Annotated in this window: 28 protein-coding genes; 21 read left to right on the forward strand and 7 right to left on the reverse strand. The window is 33.3% G+C overall.

Annotated elements, in window-relative coordinates:
• Positions 1–36 precede the first annotated feature (36 nt).
• From H6622_17650 to H6622_17675, 6 genes are read left to right on the forward strand one after another with little or no spacing between them, the layout of a single operon-like run.
• The gene (locus H6622_17650) at positions 37–828 is read left to right on the forward strand and encodes an alpha/beta hydrolase (protein MCB9063355.1); all 792 of its coding nucleotides are present in this window, start codon (positions 37–39) and stop codon (positions 826–828) included.
• Between the two features lie 8 nt (positions 829–836).
• Positions 837–1,850 (forward strand): 3-oxoacyl-ACP synthase, encoded by a 1,014-nt coding sequence (locus H6622_17655; protein MCB9063356.1) that lies wholly within the window; start codon positions 837–839, stop codon positions 1,848–1,850.
• A gap of 13 nt (positions 1,851–1,863) precedes the next feature.
• Positions 1,864–2,574 carry a 3-oxoacyl-ACP reductase FabG gene (fabG, locus tag H6622_17660; protein MCB9063357.1) on the forward strand — a complete coding sequence of 237 codons (711 nt, stop codon included), beginning with the start codon at positions 1,864–1,866 and terminating at the stop codon, positions 2,572–2,574.
• Between the two features lies 1 nt (position 2,575).
• Positions 2,576–3,376: an alpha/beta hydrolase gene (locus H6622_17665; GenBank protein MCB9063358.1), complete on the forward strand. Its 801-nt coding sequence runs from the start codon at positions 2,576–2,578 to the stop codon at positions 3,374–3,376.
• Positions 3,348–4,817, forward strand: a complete 1,470-nt coding sequence (locus H6622_17670) for an AMP-binding protein (protein MCB9063359.1) — start codon at positions 3,348–3,350, stop codon at positions 4,815–4,817. The genes H6622_17665 and H6622_17670 overlap by 29 nt, the downstream gene beginning before the upstream one ends.
• Positions 4,814–6,253: a sodium:solute symporter family protein gene (locus H6622_17675; protein ID MCB9063360.1), complete on the forward strand. Its 1,440-nt coding sequence runs from the start codon at positions 4,814–4,816 to the stop codon at positions 6,251–6,253. The genes H6622_17670 and H6622_17675 overlap by 4 nt, the downstream gene beginning before the upstream one ends.
• Before the next feature lie 304 nt (positions 6,254–6,557).
• On the opposite strand, the gene H6622_17680 is transcribed toward H6622_17675, so the two are convergent.
• Positions 6,558–7,298, reverse strand: coding sequence for a hypothetical protein (locus tag H6622_17680; GenBank protein ID MCB9063361.1), 741 nt, complete (start codon positions 7,296–7,298; stop codon positions 6,558–6,560).
• 123 nt (positions 7,299–7,421) lie between these two features.
• On the opposite strand from H6622_17680, the gene H6622_17685 reads away from it, so the two are divergent.
• Positions 7,422–8,387, forward strand: a complete 966-nt coding sequence (locus H6622_17685) for a hypothetical protein (GenBank protein MCB9063362.1) — start codon at positions 7,422–7,424, stop codon at positions 8,385–8,387.
• Here H6622_17685 and H6622_17690 read toward each other — a convergent pair.
• Entirely contained in the window at positions 8,376–9,191 is an 816-nt protein-coding gene (locus H6622_17690; GenBank protein MCB9063363.1) for a hypothetical protein, read from the reverse strand. The genes H6622_17685 and H6622_17690 overlap by 12 nt on opposite strands.
• 146 nt (positions 9,192–9,337) lie before the next feature.
• Here H6622_17690 and H6622_17695 point away from each other — a divergent pair, with 146 nt between their 5' ends.
• Entirely contained in the window at positions 9,338–10,645 is a 1,308-nt protein-coding gene (locus tag H6622_17695) for a S8 family serine peptidase (protein MCB9063364.1), read from the forward strand.
• Here the strand turns inward: H6622_17695 and H6622_17700 are convergent.
• Both H6622_17700 and H6622_17705 read right to left on the reverse strand, forming a co-directional pair.
• Complete coding sequence (locus tag H6622_17700) at positions 10,642–11,250, reverse strand: MarC family protein (GenBank protein ID MCB9063365.1); 609 nt, start codon at positions 11,248–11,250, stop codon at positions 10,642–10,644. The two genes, H6622_17695 and H6622_17700, sit on opposite strands and share 4 nt — an antisense overlap.
• A gap of 102 nt (positions 11,251–11,352) precedes the next feature.
• Positions 11,353–12,399 carry an MBL fold metallo-hydrolase gene (locus H6622_17705; protein MCB9063366.1) on the reverse strand — a complete coding sequence of 349 codons (1,047 nt, stop codon included), beginning with the start codon at positions 12,397–12,399 and terminating at the stop codon, positions 11,353–11,355.
• A 61-nt stretch (positions 12,400–12,460) separates the two neighbouring features.
• Between H6622_17705 and H6622_17710 the strand changes: the two genes are divergently transcribed.
• Positions 12,461–12,679: a DUF2905 domain-containing protein gene (locus H6622_17710; protein MCB9063367.1), complete on the forward strand. Its 219-nt coding sequence runs from the start codon at positions 12,461–12,463 to the stop codon at positions 12,677–12,679.
• Positions 12,679–13,425: a fructosamine kinase family protein gene (locus tag H6622_17715; protein ID MCB9063368.1), complete on the forward strand. Its 747-nt coding sequence runs from the start codon at positions 12,679–12,681 to the stop codon at positions 13,423–13,425. The genes H6622_17710 and H6622_17715 overlap by 1 nt, the downstream gene beginning before the upstream one ends.
• Before the next feature lie 47 nt (positions 13,426–13,472).
• On the opposite strand, the gene H6622_17720 is transcribed toward H6622_17715, so the two are convergent.
• Positions 13,473–13,952, reverse strand: a complete 480-nt coding sequence (locus H6622_17720; GenBank protein MCB9063369.1) for a hypothetical protein — start codon at positions 13,950–13,952, stop codon at positions 13,473–13,475.
• Between the two features lie 127 nt (positions 13,953–14,079).
• Between H6622_17720 and H6622_17725 the strand changes: the two genes are divergently transcribed.
• From H6622_17725 to msrA, 9 genes are all read left to right on the forward strand, one after another.
• Complete coding sequence (locus H6622_17725; protein MCB9063370.1) at positions 14,080–14,862, forward strand: hypothetical protein; 783 nt, start codon at positions 14,080–14,082, stop codon at positions 14,860–14,862.
• 95 nt (positions 14,863–14,957) lie between these two features.
• A complete protein-coding gene (locus H6622_17730; GenBank protein MCB9063371.1) occupies positions 14,958–15,881 on the forward strand; it encodes an adenosylmethionine decarboxylase in 924 nt (307 codons plus the stop codon).
• 8 nt (positions 15,882–15,889) lie between these two features.
• A complete protein-coding gene (gene speE, locus H6622_17735) occupies positions 15,890–16,747 on the forward strand; it encodes a polyamine aminopropyltransferase (GenBank protein ID MCB9063372.1) in 858 nt (285 codons plus the stop codon).
• 84 nt (positions 16,748–16,831) lie between these two features.
• Positions 16,832–17,296 carry an EVE domain-containing protein gene (locus tag H6622_17740; protein ID MCB9063373.1) on the forward strand — a complete coding sequence of 155 codons (465 nt, stop codon included), beginning with the start codon at positions 16,832–16,834 and terminating at the stop codon, positions 17,294–17,296.
• A gap of 131 nt (positions 17,297–17,427) precedes the next feature.
• Positions 17,428–18,171: a hypothetical protein gene (locus tag H6622_17745; protein MCB9063374.1), complete on the forward strand. Its 744-nt coding sequence runs from the start codon at positions 17,428–17,430 to the stop codon at positions 18,169–18,171.
• A 42-nt stretch (positions 18,172–18,213) separates the two neighbouring features.
• Positions 18,214–18,612 carry a hypothetical protein gene (locus tag H6622_17750; GenBank protein MCB9063375.1) on the forward strand — a complete coding sequence of 133 codons (399 nt, stop codon included), beginning with the start codon at positions 18,214–18,216 and terminating at the stop codon, positions 18,610–18,612.
• Positions 18,613–18,696: 84 nt separating this feature from the next.
• Positions 18,697–19,419 carry a hypothetical protein gene (locus H6622_17755; protein MCB9063376.1) on the forward strand — a complete coding sequence of 241 codons (723 nt, stop codon included), beginning with the start codon at positions 18,697–18,699 and terminating at the stop codon, positions 19,417–19,419.
• A 58-nt stretch (positions 19,420–19,477) separates the two neighbouring features.
• Positions 19,478–20,047 (forward strand): peptide-methionine (R)-S-oxide reductase MsrB, encoded by a 570-nt coding sequence (gene msrB / locus H6622_17760; GenBank protein ID MCB9063377.1) that lies wholly within the window; start codon positions 19,478–19,480, stop codon positions 20,045–20,047.
• Between the two features lie 7 nt (positions 20,048–20,054).
• On the forward strand, positions 20,055–20,564 hold the full coding sequence (msrA, locus tag H6622_17765; protein ID MCB9063378.1) for a peptide-methionine (S)-S-oxide reductase MsrA: 510 nt from the start codon (positions 20,055–20,057) through the stop codon (positions 20,562–20,564).
• A gap of 21 nt (positions 20,565–20,585) precedes the next feature.
• Here msrA and H6622_17770 read toward each other — a convergent pair whose 3' ends face one another.
• Positions 20,586–21,407: a hypothetical protein gene (locus tag H6622_17770; GenBank protein MCB9063379.1), complete on the reverse strand. Its 822-nt coding sequence runs from the start codon at positions 21,405–21,407 to the stop codon at positions 20,586–20,588.
• Between the two features lie 179 nt (positions 21,408–21,586).
• Here H6622_17770 and phhA point away from each other — a divergent pair, with 179 nt between their 5' ends.
• Positions 21,587–22,429, forward strand: coding sequence for a phenylalanine 4-monooxygenase (gene phhA / locus H6622_17775; GenBank protein ID MCB9063380.1), 843 nt, complete (start codon positions 21,587–21,589; stop codon positions 22,427–22,429).
• A complete protein-coding gene (locus tag H6622_17780; protein MCB9063381.1) occupies positions 22,398–22,727 on the forward strand; it encodes a 4a-hydroxytetrahydrobiopterin dehydratase in 330 nt (109 codons plus the stop codon). Before phhA ends, H6622_17780 begins: the two co-directional genes overlap by 32 nt.
• 15 nt (positions 22,728–22,742) lie before the next feature.
• Here the strand turns inward: H6622_17780 and H6622_17785 are convergent.
• On the reverse strand, positions 22,743–23,906 hold a 1,164-nt coding region (locus tag H6622_17785; protein MCB9063382.1), incomplete at its 5' end, for a YdiU family protein.

Below are 23,906 nucleotides of genomic sequence, written 5' to 3' on the forward strand. Positions count from 1 at the left end.
CTTAGGTTATTGCGACAACCTTTGGAGAACAAAATTTTGAAGACTCATCAAGTTATAAGAGAAGATGGCACAAAAATTTCATATGAAATTTCAGGCACAGGTGATGTTCTTTTATGTTTTTCTGGATTTGGTTGTTCTCATTATAATTTTGAATATTTAAAACACTATTTAGAAAAAAAATTCAAACTCATTCTCATTGATAATAGAGGTATGGGGTATTCAACCAACAATGCTGCTGATTTTACCTTAGAAACTTTAGTTGAAGATGCCATGGCGATTATAGATGATCTTGGAATTAAAAAATTTCAAGTTGCTGGTATTAGCATGGGAGGAATCTTGGCACAACTGACGGCCATTAACTATCCCGAGAGAGTGAATAAACTGATTTTGATATGCACTACAAGTTCAGGCCCTGACTTTGTTCCTCTTCCAAAGTTAACAGAGGAGGGATTAGAAAAAATGTATAAATTTGAAGCTCAAGATATAGCAAGAGAAACTTGTCTGGCCTATGTTCATCCTGAAAATCAGAAAAACAAAGAACTTTTTAATGATATTATTCGTTTAAGATATGAAAATCATCCAGATCTTTGTGAAATAAAAAAACAACGTAGAGCTGTTGAACGATTTATGGAATTAACTACGGATTTGTCTAAAATAAATGTCGATACTATTATTATAACGGGTGATGCTGACAGGTTTGTGAACCCAAAAAATTCTGAAATATTAAATTCGAAAATAAAAAATTCGAAACTTGTCGTTATTGAACATGCGGATCATTTTGTATTCTTAGAAAAAGCTCCACAGGTTTCGATGGCCATAATGCAATAGAGGTAAAGGTGATTGGAATTAAAAAAATTGGTGTTTGGTTACCAGAAAACTTTGAATCAGCTGGAGAAATTTCTTCAAAATCGGGAATTCCAGAAAAAGTTATTAAAGAAAAAATGGGAATTATCAGAAAGTGTCGAGCTCCGAGAAATATTATGCCATCATTTATGGCCATAGAAGCTGCAAAAAAAGTTCTGAAAGATGAAGACCCGCTTTCTATTGATATGATTATTTGGACTGGATCAGAATATAAAGACCATATTGTTTGGTCTGCAGGAATATTTGTACAAGAGGCCCTTGGTCTTAGAAATGCATTTGCATTTGATGTCGCTGCGAGATGTTCATCCAATGTTGTTGGTCTTAAAATTGCGAAAGACATGATGAACTCAAACTCCAAAATTAACAAAGTCCTGCTTTGTGGAGGACATAAAACGGGAGATCTCGTTAACTACAGAGATGAAAATTCAAGATTTCTCTATAATTTAAGTGATGGAGGATCTGCCATCTTACTTGAAAAAAATGTAGGAAATGAATTGGGAGAGGCCTCAATTATCACTGATGGGAGTTTTTCAAAAGATGTTATCATTCCGGCCGGTGGAGTGGAAAAACCACTGAATGAATATTACCGTGATGAGGACCGATTTTTGTGTGTTCCAGATGTTATAGGGATGAGAAATAGGCTCGCTGAAAAATCTTTAAGTAATTTTATTCATGTTATAAAAGAAGCGGCCACTCAAACTTGTACTCGTCCTATTGACTATCTTGCACTTTTGCATATGAAAAGAAGTGCTCATGATGAAATACTCAATAGATTAGAACTTAAAGAAGAACAATCTATTTATCTTGATCAATTTGGACACTTTGGTGCTCCTGATCAAGTTTTGTCCTTGGCACTTGCTGAGCAGAATGAACTTCTCCAGAAAGGGGACCATATAGTACTTGCGAGTGCTGGAATTGGTTATACCTGGTCTGCAATTTCAGTGACCTGGTCAGAAAAATGTAGCGTTGAAAAAATTATCTATTAATAAGGAGATAAAAATGAAAAGAGTATTTATTACAGGAGCAGCTAGAGGAATTGGTTTGGCCACAGCAGAGCAGTTTTATAATGAAGGTGCTCATATTGTTTTGATTGACTTACCGACGTTAACTGAATCCGAACTTGCTCAGCGATTCACAGAAAGAATGACTTATATTCAAGCAAATGTCACAAATGATCATGATATTAAAACTATAGTGATAGAGATGGAAAAGGGAATAGATGTCCTTGTTAATAATGCCGGAATCACTCAGGATGCAACAGTATTGAAAATGACTGATGAACAATGGCAAAGAGTAATTGATGTGAACTTAACGGCCGTTTTTAAACTTTCACAGGCCGCTGCAAGAGTTATGAAAGAGCAACAAAGTGGAATCATCATTAATGCTGCCAGTGTCGTTGCTCACTATGGAAATTTTGGACAAAGTAATTATGTTGCCACTAAGGCCGCTGTCATCGGAATGACAAAGACCATGGCCAGGGAACTTGGTAAATATGGTATAAGGGTCAATGCTGTCGCTCCTGGCTTTATTCAGACCCCTATGGTAGATAAGATGCCCCAAAAAGTTATTGAAATGATGGAAGAAAAATGTCCTCTAAAAAGATTAGGACAATCTTCTGATATTGCAAATGCTTATAGTTTCTTGGCCTCTGATAAAGCGTCTTTCATAACAGGTACTGTTCTTAATGTTGATGGTGGATTAGTTTTGTAATATGAAAGCAAATCTAACGATAGTCAATTCACACATTGAAGAGACAATTACTTTAATAAATGGTTTGTTTGTAGGAAAAGAAAGCTGGAAAGATATAGTTCCAGCTTTTTCAGACAGATACAGAATAGTTTTGTACGATGGCCGTTGCCAAGGAATTAATCAAGGTTGGAATGAGGATTTTACCTTACAAGATTTAACCCATGATCTTTTAGAAATTTTAAACTATGCGAACGTAGAGAAGACTTTGCTTCTTGGACTTTCCAATGGGGGGAGAGTTGCTTTAAAATTTGCAGAACTTTTCCCTCAGAGAGTGTCAAGTGTCTTTGCATGTGACACCTATGCTAATTTAACACCTCTTTTAAAAATGAAGCTATGTAGTTGGCTTTTGGCCAACCAGATAGGGGGGCCTTTACATCGATTTGATGTGGCCACTCCTTGGATTTGGGGTGAGAGTACTTTACAAAAAAGTGAGAATATAATTTTAAAATACAGGGAAAATGCTAGGAAAATTTCAAAAAAAGCAGCACGACTTCTTATAAACAGTGCTCTCAGTGGAAACATCAACCTCGGTAAAATTAACAGGCCAGTGTACCTTTTTTTTGGAAAAGAGGATTTATTAACTCCGCAAAGTTATCATCAAGATATAGCAAATAGACTATTACATTCTGTTGTTTTCGAGTTAGATGGTGGACATGCATCTTTAATAGAATACCCAAATCAGGCCTACACAATACTCAGGCCATTAGTTGACAAAATATTTCAAGGAGACTGCGTTGAAGCAATGGATTCAAACTTTTTATAAAACAGTAACTGATTTTCCAAATAAAGTTGCTGTAATAGATATAACGACAAATAGAGAGTACACCTATACAGAACTTGCCAGGGAAGTTAAGCATTTAAAAAATCTATTACTAAGAAATAATGTCAAAAGAGGGGATGTTATTACTTTCTTCAACAATAACTGCCTCGAGCATTTGACGTTATTTCTTGCAAGTGCAGACATAGGATCTCTTTTTGTTCCTCTTAATTTCAGACTATCTTTAGGAGAGATAAATGGAATTTTGGATTTTGTAAGGCCTTCTCTTTCAATTGGTAAAGGTGAGAGCATTCATCAAAATGTTTGCCCTTATATCGATCTCAATAATGTAATCAATGAAGATGAACTGTATGGCGAACGGGAGGGGGCCGATCTCCAAGAACCTTTACTCATGCTCTTTACTTCAGGGACAACGGGTGTGCCCAAAGGAGTACTTTTTCATGGGGAAATGCTTCTTTCAAATCAAAAGGCAACAGTAGAAAATTGGCATTTAAAACAAAGTGATATTACCGTTGTCGAAACTCCCTTTTTTCATACAGGAGCTTATAATGTTCTCTGTTTACCTTTACTAAGTATTGGAGGGACAGTTATATTGGCCGAAAAGTTTGATCCACAGCAAAGTGTTGATTTAATCAAAAAGCATCAGGTGAGCGTTTATTTTGGTGTTCCGACTATATTTCAGATGATTTTTGAAAAGACGAATCTCAAAAAAGAGGATTTAAAATCGATAAGATTTTTTATCTCAGGTGGTGCGGCCATTGAAGAAACTCTTATCCAGAAATATCAAAATTTAGGTGTTATGTTCAAGCAGGGATATGGATTAACCGAAGTCGGTCCAAATTGTTTTTTATTAGAAGAAGAAATGGCACTCAAAAAAATTGGTTCAATTGGAAGACCCATGTCTCATACACATGTAAAAGTTGTGAACAAAAAAGATGAAGAAGTTGTCGTTGGAGAAATAGGGGAATTACTTCTTAAAGGGCATCACCTTTGTAAGGGATATTATAAAAATATAGAAAGCTTCAAGCAAAAAATGGATCAAGGATATTTCCATACCGGTGATTTGGTAAAATTTGATAAAGATGGTTATTTTTATGTGGTTGGGCGAAAAAAAGAAATGTACATCTCTGGCGGGGAAAATGTTTATCCAGCTGAAGTTGAGAGGCAAATCAATTTTTGGGACAAAGTGATTGAATCTGTTGTGGTTTCTGTCCCCAATGATAAATGGGGTGAAGTTGGGCATGTCTACTACCGATCAAATGAAGAAATAGATTTGTCTCAATTGAGGAGTTTTCTGGATGATAAATTATCACGATATAAACACCCTCATTTTCTAACTAAAGTAGATAATTTTCCGTTATTGCCGAATGGTAAAATCAATAAGAAAATACTTAAACAATGGGCCCTTGCGGAGGTAGCACCATGACTCCTGAGATATTCAAATACATAATTGTCGCAATTTTTATTTTTGTTACCTACTATCTTTCATATTTAGGAATGAAGAAAACAAAATGTCTCAAATCTTTTTCAATCGGCCAGGGTGATATAAATCCGTACATTGTAGGTATTACAATGTCTTCTTCTATTGCATCCACTGCGACTTTTGTTATCAATCCTGGTTTTGTCTATAATCATGGTTTATCGGCCTATCTCCACTACGGAGTGGCAGCGCTACTTGGAATTGTTGTTGCGTTTGTTGTTCTTACAAAACGATTTAAACATCTTGGACAAAAAAATGGTGCAATCACTATTCCAGAATGGATTTATAAAAGATATAACAACCGTAGATTTTCTTTGTATTTTGCCTTTATCAATCTTCTAAGTATCACTTTTGTAGTACTCATTTTAGTAGGATGCTCTTTACTTATTTCTTCTCTTTTTCCCATTGATCAAAAAATGTCACTTTTCATTGCGCTCATTTTTGTTTTTTCTTATGTTCTAATGGGTGGAACCTATGCTCATGCCTATACTAATACCCTTCAGGGAGGCATGATGATTTTAATCTCACTGTTTCTTTTTTTCCAGGGGCTTCATCTCTTTAAGGGGGACTTTTTTAATACCCTTCAAGGTATTTCTCCTGATTATGCATCCATCTATAATCCTTCAAGTACCCTCTATTACGATTTTTTCTCTGTCTTTTTGAGTTCTTTTCTCATTACATTTGCCTTAATGATGCAACCTCATATTCTTACAAAAGTTTTATACATTAAGGAAGATAAAGACCTTAGAAAGTTTTTAGGGACTACTTTTGTTGTATCTTTCATTTTTGGACTTGTCCTTTTCATTGGATTTTATGCAAGATTATCAGGTCTCGAAGTGGACAGGCAAGATGCAGTTGTTGTCGAGTATATCAATCATATTTTTTCAAATTCTTCTTTTGGCCCATACATTCTCTCGTTCGTTAATATTTCACTTTTAGCTGCTGGTTTAAGCACTTTAGATGGAATTCTCGTGGGACTCTCTTCAATGGTCGTAAATGATATCTATATTCCCCTAAAGGGAAAAACAGACAATGCACTCAATGTCTCACGACTTGTATTGATTGGTATTGGAATTATTTCATTTGCTCTTGCATGGAATCCTCCCCAATTAGTAGGACTTTTTGCACAAAAAGGAGTGTACGCTCTGGCGTGTGCATTCTTTTTTCCCATTTTATTAGGAATTTTTGATTTAAAGATTGATAAGAGAGTGATTATTTTCTCTTCGATATTTGCACCCGCATTACATTTGATTTTTAATCTCTCTGGACATGCGGTGAATCCGAGCGTTTCAGCGGCAATGGGAATTCTCTATACTGGAGCTATTGTTGTTTCTTCATATATAAAACAGAAGAAAAAAGAATCACTATTGGTAAGAGCATGAGCAATTTCAAACTATCTAAAATTAGTAGTTGAACACTTTAGAACGAGCTATCTAACTTTCTTAGAGCAAGGTAGAGGATATATCGTAGTTGGTTACTTTTGGGACCGGTCGCATCTCGAGATTTGCATCCCAAAAGTAACCATGGACCGAGAGAGACCGAAAATGGCAAAAAATATGGCCATAAATATCCAAAAGCGCTGTATATATGGATATCTATGGATATATTATGGATATGAACGAACTACATAAGAAACCTATTACAATTACCAATCAAATCTTAAAATTGATCGCTGAAATCCCACTATCACAAGCGACGTTTTCTTAAAAACATTTCAACTATATTTAATATGTTTTCATCGGTTAAATTTTCTGCTTGGTTTCTAAAAGGTTCAAATTCTCTAGTGAATTTATAGAACTCGAGAAACTGATTTTCTATTTGTGAAGTTTCTTCTGAATCTACTGGGAAATTTGAACTGTTCCCATAATTTTTGATTTCATCTTTTAAATCTTGATAACCAGTTGTAGGGAGAAAATCCAAATTTTCTGACATATAAAATTCTTTTAAGCTATCAAGAAAAGCAAGAATAGTTTTCTCACTTTTTCCATGGAGTGTATTATAAGTAGATTTATTTTTTGATTTAAAATATGAAATTGCACTTCTTCTAATATATTCATCTGAAATTTCTAAACTATGAGGGAAAATAAAATTTAAATCTATTACTCCTGGAAAAATATAGGCAAGCACAAAGAATTCAATGGGTCTGTGTTTATTCTTATAATTATAATAAATCCTTTTCATATAGTCTGGACGTGAAGTCAAAAGTATATTTTGAGCAATCTCATTGAACTTTATATGCTGTACAATTTTAGATAACTCTAGATTAAATCTCAAAAGCATTAAAAAATTTTCTGTATCCATTATTTTAGATGCTTTATACAAACTCTCACAGTTAAAACTCTCAAGAGCAGTGGGAATTTTCTTCAAAATTGTATCCATCGCTAAACAATTAAAACAGATTAAAAAATACAGTATTATTTTTCTCATGTTTCTCTAATTAGCAGAGATCCTAAATTGTTGCATTACTTGAGAAAATGAAGTGTATATATTTCATATTTATAAATAAAAATCTGAGATTGTATGCCCCTAAGTTTCTGATATAATAAGCTAATGCAAGCAGATTTCACAAGTTTAGACCCAAATGTTCTCATAACTTATGGAGATGGACATCCCATCGATCTGTACATGTATATGAGAGGTGAGAAAAAGTATATTAAATTAACAAATAACGACGAACAGGTTTCAATCGTTGTTCAAAAATTCAAAAATAAAGGTCTTAAAGAAGTATTTATGTTGACCAGCGAATTTGAAGAGTTTGTGAAATCTGTGAGGAATCAACTTCAAGAAAAAATTAAAAAAGAAAAGAAAAATGGCAACTTAGAAGGACAAATAAATGCAGTTGCCAATGCAAGAGAAGTTTTCAAGAAAGTTATAGAACAGGGAGATATTTCAAAAGAGCATATGGAGTTATTTAATGAACTTGCTCTAGAGGTAGAAGAAGTTATTGAGAATACTGATGTTTTTGATATGTATGAAAAATTTAAATTCAGTTGTACTGAAGAATTTATTCATGGCCTAATGTGTGGATATATTTCTACAGCAATGGCCGAAACATTTGAATGGTGCTCAAATGCGATCGTTAAAAATATAGTCAACGCTTCGATGCTTTGTGATATAACTTTGACAGAAGAGGATTTCCAGCAAATGAAATCTTCTATGAATACAGAAAAATTTTCTAAAAAAGTAATCTATCATCCAATAGATGTTTCTGTCCTTTTAGAAAAATCATCTGATCAGGCCATCGGTCCAGAAACATTGGAAATCATTCGACAACACCATGAAAGACCAAACGGTAAAGGATACCCCTCAAAAATAAATTACCAAAAAATTTCTAGACTATCAGCAATTTATATTGTCGCAAATTATTTTACAGAAAAAGTATTTGATGCCTCTTTTCGTGAACAACATAAGATGGAACGGATAGAATATGTGATAGGACAAATTAAGGAAAAGTTTTATCATGGGCCCTTTAAAAATGCGACATTGTCCCTAAAAAATGTTTTTTCAGTAAAATAATTTCTTACAGTCTGAAGCACTAAGTTTATATTTCTCTTTTGCCTTATTTGTAAATTGTGTACAACCAATCATTTTATCATTTGTGATAAACATAAAAATTCCCTGTGCTTTTTGGGTATGATGTTTAGCTTTACCAGTTTGGGCCGCAATAACAGGAAGTACATCTAAATATAAAATATTATTATTTTCGGTGAAACGAAACTGTACCAACCATTTTCCAAAAGGGTCTGTCTCCATTTTTATAGGTTGTTTACCATTTGACCAAGTTCCTCTATAGAAGTTCAACTGAGCGGCACTTGCCCTTTCTAAGTATTGCCCAATGTGTTCATCTATACTGTTTGGCACAAAAGAGTAATCTGGAATCATATTAAAATGTGTAAGTTTCCAATATTTCTTTTTTTGACCATCTTCAAATAAAGTTATATTTTTAAATAAAAAATGAAATAAAAATTTTCCTTCTTCTCCTGACATTCTTCCACGTATTTTATACTGATTAGTTTCTAATATAGAAAATTTAGATATTTTAATATCAAAATTTTGTAAGTATTTGTTGTTATTAGTGGCATCTATTCGAGCACATTCTCCTGAAACTTCCACTTCATCTCCATAATCAACTGCACGAATTTGATGAAATTCTAACCTTGGTTCAATAAAACCTTTCAAAGAATAATTTGAATATGCCGAACATATAATGGCCCCAAGAGTGAGATAGTTTTTTTTCACTACGTAAAATTCACCGAGCTCTACTGTTGCAAAGAGAGACTGAAATATTAAAATGCCTAGAAACATCCCTTTTTTAAGCATGATTAATGCTACGAAAATGAACTCTATGATGACAACTAACAAAGGCCTACATTAATCGGCAATATTTACTTAGTCGCTTGCCTCCAATGACATTGATATGATTTCAGAACCAATTTGGACCTCGAAAGGATATTTGAGGAGTTTTTATGCAATGGATTGCCTTCTTTTTAGTTTTTCTTCTCTATTCATGTTCAAAGACTCAGTACAATGTAAGAGTTAAAGCACCCATTAATGAAAACTTTGCGGGCATTATTACAAAATGTGTTCCTCGAGCAGACATAGAAAAGGCCATAACAAATGAAGGTCTAAGTTATAGAGTCTTAAGTGAAAAAGATAATTTATTTGAAATATATGGTAGTAATGAAAACGATCTAAAAGAATTATTCGCTAATATTAATAAGAAGGCCAAATTTGTAAAAAACAAATTTATTAGGTCTCGTACAAAGGTAGATGATTTAAATGTTTCTCAATTTATGTATGGCCCATGGAGCTTAAGCGACTTATATGATGATTTTCATCACCTCAAACAAATAAATAAAGATATGATCCCAAAAAAATTTAACGGAAAAGGTGTTACTATTGCTATTTTAGACACTGGTATCGCAATGGCACATGTTGACCTTAGTGGCCAAATTAAAGTGAATGATAAAGAAGTTTCAAAAAATGGAAAAGATGACGATCAAAACGGTTATATTGATGATTACCAAGGATGGGATTTTGTTAATTGGGACAATTCCCCTCAAGATGATCATGGGCATGGAACACATGTGGCCGGAATTGCTGCAGGTAAAATTGCAGGAGTTGCACCCGGGGCCAAAATTTTACCTGTAAAAGTGATGAATGCTGATGGATCAGGAGATATTGGAACTATTGTGGCCGGTATTCGCTATAGTATTGATCAAGGAGCAAATATCATAAATCTTTCTTTGGGAAGTACATTCATTATTCCACATGAATTAATACAATTAATAAATGAAGTCACAAGAGCTGCTGACAAGGATGTACTCTTCGTTGCCGCCTCTGGAAATGGGGGAGGTGATCAAGTGGGTGATTGCAATGAAGACGAACATCACTATCCTTCAGATATCGAAAATGAAAATGTTATTTCAGTAGCTTCAATCAATGAATTTGATGAACTTTCTACATTTTCAAATTATGGGCCGGTATCAGTAGATTTAGCTGCACCAGGTGATTCTGTGGATGGTGGAATTTTATCAACTTCGTTTGGTAATGGTATTGAATTTGATGCTTATGAGAGAATGCGAGGCACATCTATGGCCACTCCAATTGTCGCAGGGGCCGCAGCAATTTTAAAACAACATGGCCAAAATCTTAAAGTTAATGAGTTAATTCAACTCATTTTAGAAAATGTAGATAAAACCGATGAACTTATGCCTTTATTAAAAAGTGGTGGTAAGCTGAATTTATCAAAGGCATTCTTTAATCAAGATTAAAACAGTCCTGTGTTTCGTATAATATTTGCAATCCCAATTCTCACCATCATAACCGCGATGGCCAGTAAAAATAATGAGGCCACTTTTCCTATGGCCAAAGTTCCACCACGGCCAATTATCTTAACAAGTCTTTGTGAATTGTAAAATATGATCCATACTAAAAACATATTCACAATATAAGCGGCCAACGTCATTGTGTAGCCAAATTGGTCAGACATTAAAATTACGGTTGTGAGAGCTGCAGGTCCTAGGATAAGAGGGATTCCAACAGGGACAATTGCTAAATCCTGATCACAAGTCCTTCTTTTTTCTGTTTGTTGGCCCATAAGCAAATCACTTAAGGCCACAAGAAACAAAAGTATACCACCACCTATACGGAGATCATCTTCTGTGATTCCTAAAACTGAAAACAGTTTTTTTCCTGCAAAAAGAACAACGATTCCTAAAATGGTGGCCGTCATTGTTGCGATATTGGCCATTTTCTTTTGTTGTTTAAGTTCAAAATCGTTTACCAGGGACAGATAGATAGGAACGAGTGCAATGGCATCAATTGCTATAAAAAGTGGAGTAAAGGCCAATAGAAATTCTTTAAATAGTTCATTCATATATAAAAACTTCCTTCAAGGATTATATTTATGTTAGGCCATGGATAATAATGACTAAATGCGAAACGTCAATATCTATTGTAAAAAATGACAAAATCTTAATTATTTAATGGGGATGGAAAGGTGCTCACCATTTTCTAAATAATAGAATCTTTCACGTGATACGGCCGCCGATTCAAGTTCTGTATTTAGATGCCTGACAGGTTCATCTAGGGCCTCATCAGTAAGTTGAAATGTTCCCCAATGAATTCCAATAGCATATTGGGAACGTAAATCTTTAAAAACTTGAACAGACTCTTTGGGATTAATATGCTGAAACTTCATAAACCATCTTGGTTCATATGCTCCAATAGGTATGAGAGATAGTTGAAAGGGACCAAATTTGTTTCCTATTTCTTTAAACCCTTCAAAATAACCAGTATCTCCAGCAAAGAAAAACTTCCCTTGTCCATAATCGATGACAAAGCTTCCCCAGAGGGTCTTATTTTTGTCAAATAGGCCCCTCGATGACCAGTGTTGACTTTCAACAAAGTGATAGGTGATACCTTCGTGTTTAAATGATTCATTCCAATCCATTGTTTTGAAGTTTTGGATTCCTTCATCTAATAGCAGTTTATCATTTCCAAGACCAATGAGAATAATGGGGTCAGTATCTTGTTTTTTATTAATGGCCAAAAGGGTATCAATATCCAAATGATCATAATGGTTATGACTTATAAGTATGATATCAATTTGTGGCAAGTCTTCAAGCTTTACACCAGGATCTTTATGTCTTTTGGGGCCAATAAACTTGTAAGGACTTACCCTTTCAGACCATACGGGGTCTGTAATTATATTAGTTCCGGATACTTGGATGAGTACAGTTGAATGATTGACAAAGGTAAAGACGGCCTTGTCTCCAAATACTCTTTCTTGTACAATTTTTTTTTGATTAATATTAATCCACTCTGGCCAAGCCTTTGCGCTAAAACTGAGTTTCCATTTCAAAAAATCTAGAAAGTTATTTGGCATTGGCGTGCGATTTAAAAATCTTGAGCCATCAAAGTTTTTAGTTTTTTTACCTTTATGATAAGTAGAAAACAATCCACAAGCACTTAGAATTATAATGATAATTAAATAATAAATTAAACTTTTTGGAAATTCTTTCATATTTGGTTATTTTGCCATAAATTATCTTTAAACTCTAGTCTTTTGAAATGGGAGAGAATTGATGTTGCCAATTGCAAAGATCCTAATCGTTAGTGGAGTGCTTTTGATTATTTCAGGGGTAATCTGGCATTTTTCAGATGGAAATATTCCCCTCGGAAGATTGCCAGGAGATATTAAAATTGAAGGTCAAAACTCAACAATCTATATACCTATAACAACATGTCTGATTGTAAGTGCTGTTATTGGGTTGGTTCAATATTTAATAAGAATGTGGAAATAATGCAAACATTCGAAAAAAAAAATAGTAAGAGAATTCCAGGGTTATTTTTTACAGAAGTCAATGGGCTCAAAGAAATTGAATCTGGATTTGGAAAGTATCATAGTCTTAAAACTCCTGAAATATTTCAAGTTTCAGATGAAAAAATAGTAATGTCTAAAGTTTTAACCGAATTACCAAAGAAAGAATTCTGGCAAAATCTCGGAAGAGAATTAGCTAAAATGCATTTAAGTATGGCCAATGTACAATATGGATTTGAGGAAGATAATTTCATAGGGAATAATCCTCAGTCAAATTCTTGGGAGTCTGATTGGTGTGTCTTTTTTATGAGAAATAGACTTCTTTTTCAAATTAATTTAATCAAAAGTAAATTTCACAGAGGAGTTTTGTCGAAAATATTTTTAGAAAAAAGTAAACAAATTGAAGAAGTTTTATATTCAACAAAAATAACACCAACTTTGTTACATGGAGATCTATGGAGTGGTAACGTTCTTTGTGGAGAAAATCAAACGCCCTATCTGATCGATCCTGCAGTTTATTATGGACATTCTGAAGTTGATTTAGCAATGACTAATTTATTTGGTGGATTTGATTCTGAATTTTATATTTCTTATCAAGAAATATTACCCATCAATTCGGGACATCATGAACGTTTTAAAGTTTACAATCTTTATCACGTCATCAATCATTTTAACTTGTTTGGAGGTAGTTATTTTAATCATGCTATGAAAATACTTGAAAGTATTTAGCAACATTGAAAAGAATATAAAAAAAATAAGAAAAACTTCCTAATTTTTTATTCCAACCAACTGTTGATTTTGTCCTTGGCCCTTTTGCTTTCATTTTTGAGTCTATCAGTAAATCTCTTTGCTTCTTTTTGTATTTTCTCTGAACTTTCTTCAATTTCATCAGCAAAATCTTCGACCTTTTGTTTAATCAAAGCACTTTCGCTCATTTGAGAATATGCCATACGGTCATCTTCAGTATAAATGTAGAAATGGTCAGAATCTTTTGTACATGAAATTTTAAAACCAATTTCAGTAGATAGATCAATAAAATCAGCGAGACTTTGATTTCTAAAAAGTGGATTCGAGAAAATTTCATATTGAGATATGAAACATTCATTTTGATCTTCAAATATTATACTTACTCCAACTCCTAAGGTTTCTGAGTCAACAGAACTTGCGGATTGAATCTCATATGAATGATTATCTATATAGATCTCACCTGCATAGAGGTTTGTAATAGTTAGAAATATTAATAAAACTAATTTCATTTAATTTATCTCCTAATTCCCATTTCAATTGATAAAATTTTCAAAAGCTTGAAACAAATTACATAAAGGAATATAACAAAGAAATTGTTTCGTTTGCGATAATTTAAAAACAAGAAGAATTCTTTTTATGGTTAAATTTATTTTGTTGTTATGTTTAATTTCTACTGGAGCTCAATCTCATGTTTCATGTGAAATTGAACTTACAAAAAATGAAGAAATTGCAATTGGTATGCTTAAATCACTTGGAGGAGTTAGAATGGCCTTCATGCATAAAAAAATGAGTGGTAAACAGCATAATATTATTGTCGTGGGGTTGAATACAATTTCAAAAAAAGATCTTAAAAAAAATGGCCTATCTGAACAAATGTTTGTTAACTTAGATAGTTTACTTGAAAATTGGAACGAGCAAGCATACTCAATGATTTCTTTACGAGATGACCGAACTTCACACTTGTCAAAAACAATAAATAGCTCCGACATAAATATTAACAATTTCAATGTCATTACCCTCCAGGGAGAACTCACAAAATTTAAAGAAGAAATTTCAAGGTCAAAAAGAATATATAACGTGGCAAGTGATATCTTTAAATTTGGACTACCTCTGCTACCTTTAGGGGTTTTAAGTCTAACTGACATTCATCCAGGAATAAGTACTGCAATTGTTGCAAGTTTGGCCTATGCTTCGATTAAAGCAACGAGTCCTAGGTTAAAAAAGAACAGAATCACAAACACGACGGGCCAATATTTTCCAATTTTTATGGAAACTAATATTAAAAAAATATTTGAGAGAATTTATGAAGTGATAAATAACTCCGAAAAACCAATTTTGATACTGGTTGAAGATACTTATAATCTCGACTCTATAGTAGTAGAAGAATTGTTGATGAGAGGTTTTGATCACTACAAGTGATGTTTATTTTGTTTAGATCATATTTCATTGTGCAACTTGACATAATTTTTTAATAGTCCTAATTTGTGGGATATTCAGCAAGAGGGGAAAGGATTGTGTTTTTCGAAGGGTCCGAAAAAAAAGCAGAAGTAGTTGTATCTAAAGTAGTTGGTTCATTGTTAGATTTTGAACGACAATTTTGGGTTGAATTAGTGGCCAGAGCTCAGGCGGAAATTATTTCTGAAATTCATAATCCCTATTGTCGTGCTTACCTATTGTCAGAGTCATCACTGTTTGTTTGGAAGGATCGTATTTTACTGATTACTTGTGGAGAGACAACTTTAGTGAACTCAATTTTGTTTCTTGCAAAGAAAATTGGTCCCCAAAATTTTGAAAGTCTTATCTTTCAAAGAAAAAATGAGTATCATTCACATTTACAAAGGACAAATATCTTTGGAGATGTTCAACAGTTGAGAGAACAATTCAAAGGGACATTATTGAGAGTTGGAAATCTAGATGGACATTTTAATTATTTGTTTCATCTTGATAAAAAATTTAATTCTCCATTAAACGACGTAACGACAGAGCTTCTGATGTATCATATCAATGGGCCAGCAGCAAAAACGTTACGAACACCGTATTTATCAAAAGATCAAATTAGAATGTACTTGCAAATTGATGATTTGTTTCCTGATTTTCAAATTGATGATTTTGCTTTTAGCCCTCTTGGGTATTCATTAAATGGTATTAAAGATGATAAATACATCACTATACATATTACACCAGAAGAAGAAGTTTCATATGTTAGTTTTGAGACTAATATAGATATTAAAGGCCAAGATAAAGATCTTTTAAATAAAATCCTCAATGTCTATGGCCCTGAAACATACGATCTTCTCCAATTTGATACAAAAAATGACGTCACTTACGATGGCGTATGTATAAATCATGTTGAAGATCATCTTTCATGTGGTTATAAAATAGAATTTAAACATTTTCATCAAGTTGCTACAAAACCTGATACATCAAAAATCGTCTAGGAGCTCACGTGTATTCAAATTTATGGGTAGAAGAAAAATTCAAAGATTTTTTAGGACTAAGATTTAAAGTTGAAAAAGTGCTTTTTTCAGGAAAATCAAATTTTCAAACTGTTGATGTCGTTGAAACTAGAGGCCATGGAAAAATGCTTTTGAATGATGGCCTTGTGATGGTGACGGAAAAAGATGAGTTTGTTTATCATGATATGATTTCACATGTTCCATTATTTGTTCATCCAAACCCTAAAAAAGTTTTAATCATTGGCGGTGGAGATGGAGGAACTGCTCGCGAAGTATTAAGACATAAAAGTGTTGAACGATGTGTAATGGTTGAAATCGATTCGATGGTTGTAGATGCTTGTAAGGAATTTATTCCGCTCACTTCTAGTGAATTAGATAATCCAAGGCTTGAATTAAAAATTGAAGATGGTATTGAATTTGTCAAAAATACAAATGAAAAATTCGATGTCATTTTAGTTGATTCTACGGATCCAATTGGCCCTGCTCAACCACTTTTTAATGAAGATTTTTATCAAGATATTAAAGACTGTTTGACTGATAATGGAATTGTAGTATCTCAGGGAGAATCACCTTATTATGAATCTCAGATGCAGACAAAACTTCTTTCAATTAAAAACAAATTATTTCCACTGAGCTTAATCTACAATTTCAGTAATCTTACATATCCAGGGGGACTTTGGTCTTTTACTTTTGCTTCAAAAGGTTTAAATCCAATTAAAGATTTCAAACCTGAAAGAGTACTTCATTCAGGTATGGAGTTCGAATATTATAACGAACAAATACATACAGCTTCTTTCTGCTTACCAACATTTCAACGAAAGCAACTAGCGGAATTTTTAAAATCTTAAAATTAAATTAAATATTTTCAAGCAAATGTTTTCAGCATTAAATAATTTGTATATCCTCTGTGAAACTAATCAAGAGAGGCAAGCATGTCTGAAAAATATTGGCTCATGAAAACAGAACCCGACGTTTTTTCAATTGATGATTTAAAAAAAGTAAAAATAGAACATTGGGATGGAGTAAGAAATTACCAGGCCAGAAACTTCATGAGAGATGAAATGAAAAATGGAGATGTGGTCCTCATCTATCATTCTAATTGCACTCCTCCTGGAATTGCTGGTCTTGCAACAGTGGATAAAGAGGCCTATCCTGACCACACCTCATGGGATAAAAAATCTAAGTATTATGATCCAAAATCGAATCCAGATAATCCACGCTGGTATATGGTAGATGTAAGATTTAAAGAGAAATTTGATAAGTTTGTCGATTTACCTGTATTAAAAACAAATCCGGTTCTCAAAGACATGAAAATCTTACAAAAAGGTTCAAGACTATCGATTACTCCCGTTACAGTAACTGAATTTAATGAAATATTACATATGGCCCAATTGTAAAAAAGGTGAAATTGAATATGATTTTTAGAAGTGCCTTATGTTTAATTCTTGCTTTTAATCTTTACTCCTCCGAAATCGAAAAATGCGAACCAAAACTTAATCCGTCACATGTAAGGATAAGTTTCCAAAAAATGTTTCACGAACTATCAATGAGATTTAAAAGTATTTCACATCATAGTGAATTAACTAAACCCCTGGGTGCAGAAAGGATTCATTATAGTGATCCTACCATTACAGAAGAATTTTCTCCCCTTGATCATGAATATCTAAGTGCTGTTAAATATTCTAGATTTTTAGACGAATTCTACAATCAAGATGTCTATTTATTGACAAGAATTAAAGATATTGATGTTCCTTTGTATGATGGATATATCACAGACAAAAATAATCATATTCTCTATAATATTTCTCTAAAGACAAAGTTTGAATTTAAAATTGGTACTCAGGCCTATATGAATGAAATGGTCTTTAAGAAAATTTTAGAAATTGCTAGTAAAGATAATCAATTTCAGAGTTTAAAACAATGGTATAGAGCTGCAATGAACGGAGGTTTTAAGGGAGATCGTTTCTATGGCCCAAGTCATACGTTCAAAGAAGGAATAGAGTGGATTGCGCATACTCTTAAAGTATACGGACATAAAATAAAAGACATCTACCAAAAACATGGGGATCATATTGAAAAAGAAAGATTAACGATTATTGTCTATGATCTTTCAGATACAAATTTCGAATTTGATTTTAACGCTCGGTTTAGGGAAAGAATTGATCATAAATTTTTTCAAGAAAGCGGGCTGGATTCAATTATTTTGATAGAAAAAACACGTTATGTAGAACTTAAGCTTAAAGACAATCAGGTTATACAAAATATATACTAAGTCAAAAAAGAATTTATACAATTTTATGGTAGACTAATAAAAATGTTTTCTAAAATAATTCAAATCTCTCTAATTATTCTCAGTTTTTCAATGTTTTTCCTTTCTTATAAGATCTATCATAATTATGGATATTTAGAACATTCAGGAATTGTTACAAAGGCCTTTGTAAAAAGTATTAATACAAAAATAAATAAATCGGACACTGATAAAAATGAAAATGTAGTTGAGTTTAAATATCAGTCAAATACAATTAGAGTTCCAATTGAATCAAAAAAATTAAATCCAGGAGAAATGATTGATATTGTTTTCGATCCTCAAGACCTTGAAAACGTACAATTAGCGGATAAAATTAAAGATCAATCATCTTATGTTTTTATTACTGGCCTATGCGGTTGTTTTTTTCTAATACTGATCTTTTTTGTGAGAAAATACATGTCTTAATTATGTCCAGGATCTGATTGGCCTCATGCATGATGTTTTCTTAGATAAATAAGCATTTAATGATTTGCAAATAAAGGAAATCTGATGCTCAAGGTATTAATTTTTATAATTACTTGCTCTTCTCTTCATGCAATCGAATGGGAGTGGCCAAAAGTAAATTTGGCGGCCATTTTGAAGTCAAAGTCCGTCTTTCGGGGGGCAATGACTTGGAACAAACCTGGACTAACCGTAGGGCCTGAACTTATTTTTTATGATCATTATGTCATTAGAGGACCACATATTTTCTATAAACATTTTCTAGATCGAAATTCATCTTATGAATGGGATATTGGGTGGAGATTAGTAGGGGATAGTAGACCAATGATCAGATTTACCTCAGATGGTAGAGATTTCAGGAACTCCAGAAACACTTCTCACGAATTATTTACAAAATTCACATATAAGTTTGGATGGATGAAAAAGTTTTCAGTGGGAGGAGAATTTAGTGCAGATATTGATGAAAATAAAGGTTTTTTCTATCTCTTAAAATTTGGATTACCAGTTTATAAATTTACATCATTAGAGACAAAATTTGGTTTTGGCACAGAAGCGATGAATGACTATATTTATGGCCCTCATGCGGTAAGTGGCCCAGGATTTTATGCAATTTCATTAACTTATGTCTATCCTCATGTCCCTTGGAAAGGAATTGTAATCAATTCCTTAGAGTATTCTAAAGTAGTTCAAAGTGAAAATAGAAATGCCGAGCTCTTAGGAGGAAGATATCAAGATCTTTACTATAAGTTGATGGTTATTTATAGTTTCTAAGTTTTGTTTGTAACAAAACAGTGCTCCGCTACACTTATCTTAAAAAGAGGAGAGAAGTATGTACCTAACAAAGAGTAAAATAATAAATTCACTTTTGATATTTAGCATGGGGACAATTATGTTAAACGTATTTGGTAAGGATAAAAGCAAAGATAATGAAATTCAAATTTATGAAAACTACGGACAAAAGAAAATTGTCACAATCTCAGAAGAAGAAGCTAGAAAACGACTTAAAAAAGAAGAATATGAAATCTTAAGAGAAGAGTCTACAGAAAGAGCATTTAGCGGAGAATATTGGGATAATAAGGAGGAAGGAATCTATGTTGATAGATTATCAGGTGAGCCATTATTTACTTCCAAAGAAAAATATAAATCTGGTACTGGATGGCCATCATTTTGGGCCCCGATATCTAAAGAATTTATAACTGAACATGAAGACAAAAAACTATGGTCAGTTAGAGTCGAAGTGCGAAGTAAATTAGGTGATAATCACCTTGGTCATGTTTTTAATGACGGACCAAAACCAACAGGTTTAAGATATTGTATAAACTCTGCTTCCTTGCGTTTTATATCTGTAGAAAATCTTGAGAAGGAAGGCTATGGAGAGTTTTTAAAGCTATTTAAATAAAAGGGAAATACTCATGGAAGTTGCGACATTTGCGGGAGGCTGTTTTTGGGGAATTGAACACCATTTTAAAAACACAGAAGGTGTTAGATCAGCAGTCAGTGGATATATGGGCGGAGATCCAAAAAGGGCCAGTTATGAAGAAGTATGCAAAGGTGACACTGGACATGCTGAGGCCGTAAGAATTGTATTCGATCCTAACGAAATTACTTACAAAGACCTTTTAAAAATTTTTTTCCGGATGCATGATCCAACAACTTTAAATAGGCAAGGACCCGATATCGGATCTCAGTATCGGTCTGTTATTTTTTATCATTCGTTTGAACAAAAAGAAATTGCTGAAAAATTGATACAAAAACTCTTAACTTTAAAAGTTTTTCATTCTCCAATTGTTACGGAAGTTTCACATGCAAGTGTTTTTTTTGAGGCAGAACAATATCATCAAAAGTTCTTTGAAAAGAATCCAAATCGTCATATATGCCACGTGTTGAGACCTGAATCTTTTCTACAGGGTCTATGAGTCCATTATTATACTCAGGATTTAAAAATTAACTTGAATAGAAAATTCAGCATGTATTGAAAAATCTTCCTTAATAGCATTTCTATCTGCAACAGGATCAAAATCATAGTACCCATTTCTTCGGTTAAAAGCTGATTGTTGTAGATCAAATCGGTTGGGATTCTGGTTATTAACAAAGATACCTCTCAGAGTTCCTGTCATTGTAAAGCCAAGATGCATATAGATTACATCATTTCTGTAACCTAAGGATGAACCAGCATGTAAACGTGGATAAGTATCTGTAACATGTAAGAAACCAAACTCGCTTAAGACAAATATTCTTTCTGTCACACTCGATTCAATGAGTGAAGCAATATTAACCTGATGTGGGCTGCGCTTTACTGTAGGTCTTCTTATTGAGAAGGGATATTTATCATTTATGTAATAGTTATATATTGTATTAAAGTGAACTTTAACATTACGGTCATATTTGTAGGAATAAATATAATAAGCAAAAATGGCCTCGTAGTGATAAGGGGCATGACTAAGTTGAGTCGAGTTTTGGTCATTAAATGTCTTAAAGTATGCAGATTCAAATGTATGCGTATGAGGACCTTTCTTGGTTAAAGTTGTTCGAGTAAAAACATTATTTGTATTATAATTAACATACAGAAGAGGACTTGACCCTAATGCAAAATTCCATGCGCGGCAACCAACAAATTGTATTCCAATTGTACAAGTATCTTTACCAAGCATATAGTCAGTGTGACTAACGTTGTGTCCTAGACTGCCGACATTTTCTAGGGCAAATACTGCCCTTATAATAAAGAAGATAAAAAATGTTTTATAAAATATTTGTGGCATCTTTTAATCATATCATTACATATAAAAAATTGCTTAAATTTATAATGAGGAAGATTAATTCAAGTTTATGAATCAAGTATGCTATTGTACATTTTACGAATGGAATTGATTTAGTGTACACTTTCAATATGGATATTGCATAGCAATATACTGGCCATCAACACAGTAAGGAGGCACATATGAGTGAAGCTGCAATTGCAAATAAAATGGAGAATTCAAAAAAGAAAAAATCAAAGTATGTGGCCTATAAACCAGACCAAAATGGACTCATTCCTTATACAGACGAGGAAAATAACAGGTGGCATCGTCTTATGGAACGCCAGATGAAAATTATTCAAGGACGCGCCTGTGAAGAATTTATTAGAGGCTTAGAAATTCTTGAATTTCCCTTTGAGTCAGTTCCTCAACATACTTATGTATCAAAAAAATTAAAAGCTTGTACCGGCTGGTCAGTTGAACCAGTTGAAGCAATAATTCCTGCAAATGAGTTTTTTACTCTGCTTGCAAATAAAAAGTTTCCAGCTGCAAGTTTTATAAGAAGCGAAGAGGATTTTGATTATATAAAAGAGCCTGATATTTTTCATGAACTTTTTGGCCATTGTCCACTCCTTACAAATCAGGCCTATGCTGATTTTATGGAAAAATATGGCCAGCTTGCTCTAAAGATGAATGAGAAAGATCGAAATAGAATGTTTCGTTTATTTTGGTTTACCATTGAATTTGGATTAATAAGAGAAAACGGAGATCTTAGAATTTATGGAGGAGGTATTCTATCCTCGCCAGAAGAAACTGTATATAGTTTGAAACCTTCTGAGAATAAATATACTTCCTTAGATCGTTTAGTGGCCCTGAGAACTCCCTTTAAGATTGATATTCTTCAACCATTATATTTTGTCATTAATGACCTAAAAGATATTTACTCGATTTTAGATGAAGATGTGACAATCGACCTTAAAAAAAGTTGGGACTTAGGAAATCTTCCTGCTCCCTATGATATTGAGGAGAATAAAAATGTCGGATAAAAAATTAGTGGCACTCACTCGTGATGAAATCGCAAATTTACTTACAGATCTTAAGGACTGGCATTTTAACGAACAAATAGGAGAGATTGAAAAAGAGTTTACCTTCAAAAGTTATTTTCAAACTATCGCCTTTGTTAACGCCGTTGCTTGGATGGCCCAGAAGGAAAAACATCATCCTGATTTAAATGTAAGCTATGGGAGAGTAAAGGTTCGCTATTCAACTCATGATATCCGAGGAATTTCTGAATTAGATTTTGTGAGTGCACAAAAAGTAGAAGATATATATCAGGATTCATAAAATGCAAATATGCTCTTAAGAAGAGCAACTATAATGAGATATTCCTCCTACGTTAAAAAAGGCATTTGGTTTGAGTTGATAATATTTCGATTCAATTTCAATTGACTGCTCTTCGTATGGCCTGCTCAGTACTTCTTGTAACTCTCTTAGCAGTGAGTAATCTCCCTTCATTGCTGATTGATATGCAGGAACGACTGTCCATTCACGCCAAGTATATTTGGGATTAATTTGTTTCATCTTTGTAGAAATTTCTTGGAAATCTAAGTTGTTTTGAGATTTGACTTGTTCTCGCCAATTGCTTAGCCATGATTGCCAAGCTTGATCAAGATCCTTTGATGATTCTTGATAGAAACTTTTTTTCAAAGGGTGAATGCTTTCGGGGAGATGTGATAGTTCACGGAAAAAGATTGTAAAATCGAGATGTGTTTTAATCATGAGATCCATAAGAGAGTTAAAAATTTCAGGAATAAATGTAATTAAACCCAGTTTTAATGCCCAGACTTTTTCAAGTTCTGATTTCATTTCAGGTGCAAATTCATCAAATATTTGATCCAATTCAGATAATTCGCGAGGATATTTTGAAAGTAATGGACGTAAAGCAGTTAAAAACATATGAAAATTTGCTTGGGCCGAATTAGGCTGATTAAAAAATGAAAAGTGTTGTCCTCCTCCTGTCCATGGTTGAAAATCTGGATCAAAAGATTCACAGAATCCGAAAGGTCCATAATCTAGAGTATGTCCTCCAACTGAACAATTGTCGCTATTAAAGTTTCCTTGGCAATAACCGACTCGAATCCATTGTGCAATTAATCTTGTAAGACGGCCACGAAAGAGCTTGGCCAATTCAATAATTTGTTTTTCAAAAGGAAGGCCCTGATCAATTTCATTTTTATATTCCCTCTGTACTACATGTTTTACAATCATCATCAACTCTTCATAAGCATTTGGATGAGACTGATTTCGTACACGGCGAGAGAAAAGTTCTAATTGTCCAACTCTAAGAAAAGAATGTGCAACTCGTGTTGAAATGGCAATGGGGTTATCAACCAGTATGTCAGGATTTTTCGAATGTGTTCCATATGAATACCAAGGTCTTTGTACCTTATCTGTTTTAGAAACAAACAAGGTTAAGGATCGAGAAGTGGGAATACCTAAAGCGTACATAAATTCTTGTGCTAG

This window comes from Halobacteriovoraceae bacterium, assembly GCA_020635115.1.
GTDB lineage: Bacteria > Bdellovibrionota > Bacteriovoracia > Bacteriovoracales > Bacteriovoracaceae > JACKAK01.

Excerpts from the sequence above, each read along its gene's own strand:
- fabG (MCB9063357.1), top strand. The coding sequence starts at position 1,864 with ATGAAAAGAGTATTTATTACAGGAGCAGCTAGAGGAATTGGTTTGGCC.
- H6622_17665 (MCB9063358.1), top strand. The coding sequence starts at position 2,576 with ATGAAAGCAAATCTAACGATAGTCAATTCACACATTGAAGAGACAATT.
- H6622_17675 (MCB9063360.1), top strand. The coding sequence starts at position 4,814 with ATGACTCCTGAGATATTCAAATACATAATTGTCGCAATTTTTATTTTT.
- H6622_17680 (MCB9063361.1), bottom strand. The coding sequence starts at position 7,298 with ATGAGAAAAATAATACTGTATTTTTTAATCTGTTTTAATTGTTTAGCG.
- H6622_17685 (MCB9063362.1), top strand. The coding sequence starts at position 7,422 with ATGCAAGCAGATTTCACAAGTTTAGACCCAAATGTTCTCATAACTTAT.
- H6622_17690 (MCB9063363.1), bottom strand. The coding sequence starts at position 9,191 with ATGCTTAAAAAAGGGATGTTTCTAGGCATTTTAATATTTCAGTCTCTC.
- H6622_17695 (MCB9063364.1), top strand. The coding sequence starts at position 9,338 with ATGCAATGGATTGCCTTCTTTTTAGTTTTTCTTCTCTATTCATGTTCA.
- H6622_17700 (MCB9063365.1), bottom strand. The coding sequence starts at position 11,250 with ATGAATGAACTATTTAAAGAATTTCTATTGGCCTTTACTCCACTTTTT.
- H6622_17705 (MCB9063366.1), bottom strand. The coding sequence starts at position 12,399 with ATGAAAGAATTTCCAAAAAGTTTAATTTATTATTTAATTATCATTATA.
- H6622_17710 (MCB9063367.1), top strand. The coding sequence starts at position 12,461 with ATGTTGCCAATTGCAAAGATCCTAATCGTTAGTGGAGTGCTTTTGATT.
- H6622_17715 (MCB9063368.1), top strand. The coding sequence starts at position 12,679 with ATGCAAACATTCGAAAAAAAAAATAGTAAGAGAATTCCAGGGTTATTT.
- H6622_17720 (MCB9063369.1), bottom strand. The coding sequence starts at position 13,952 with ATGAAATTAGTTTTATTAATATTTCTAACTATTACAAACCTCTATGCA.
- H6622_17725 (MCB9063370.1), top strand. The coding sequence starts at position 14,080 with ATGGTTAAATTTATTTTGTTGTTATGTTTAATTTCTACTGGAGCTCAA.
- H6622_17740 (MCB9063373.1), top strand. The coding sequence starts at position 16,832 with ATGTCTGAAAAATATTGGCTCATGAAAACAGAACCCGACGTTTTTTCA.
- H6622_17745 (MCB9063374.1), top strand. The coding sequence starts at position 17,428 with ATGTTTCACGAACTATCAATGAGATTTAAAAGTATTTCACATCATAGT.
- H6622_17750 (MCB9063375.1), top strand. The coding sequence starts at position 18,214 with ATGTTTTCTAAAATAATTCAAATCTCTCTAATTATTCTCAGTTTTTCA.
- H6622_17755 (MCB9063376.1), top strand. The coding sequence starts at position 18,697 with ATGCTCAAGGTATTAATTTTTATAATTACTTGCTCTTCTCTTCATGCA.
- msrB (MCB9063377.1), top strand. The coding sequence starts at position 19,478 with ATGTACCTAACAAAGAGTAAAATAATAAATTCACTTTTGATATTTAGC.
- H6622_17770 (MCB9063379.1), bottom strand. The coding sequence starts at position 21,407 with ATGCCACAAATATTTTATAAAACATTTTTTATCTTCTTTATTATAAGG.
- phhA (MCB9063380.1), top strand. The coding sequence starts at position 21,587 with ATGAGTGAAGCTGCAATTGCAAATAAAATGGAGAATTCAAAAAAGAAA.
- H6622_17780 (MCB9063381.1), top strand. The coding sequence starts at position 22,398 with ATGATATTGAGGAGAATAAAAATGTCGGATAAAAAATTAGTGGCACTC.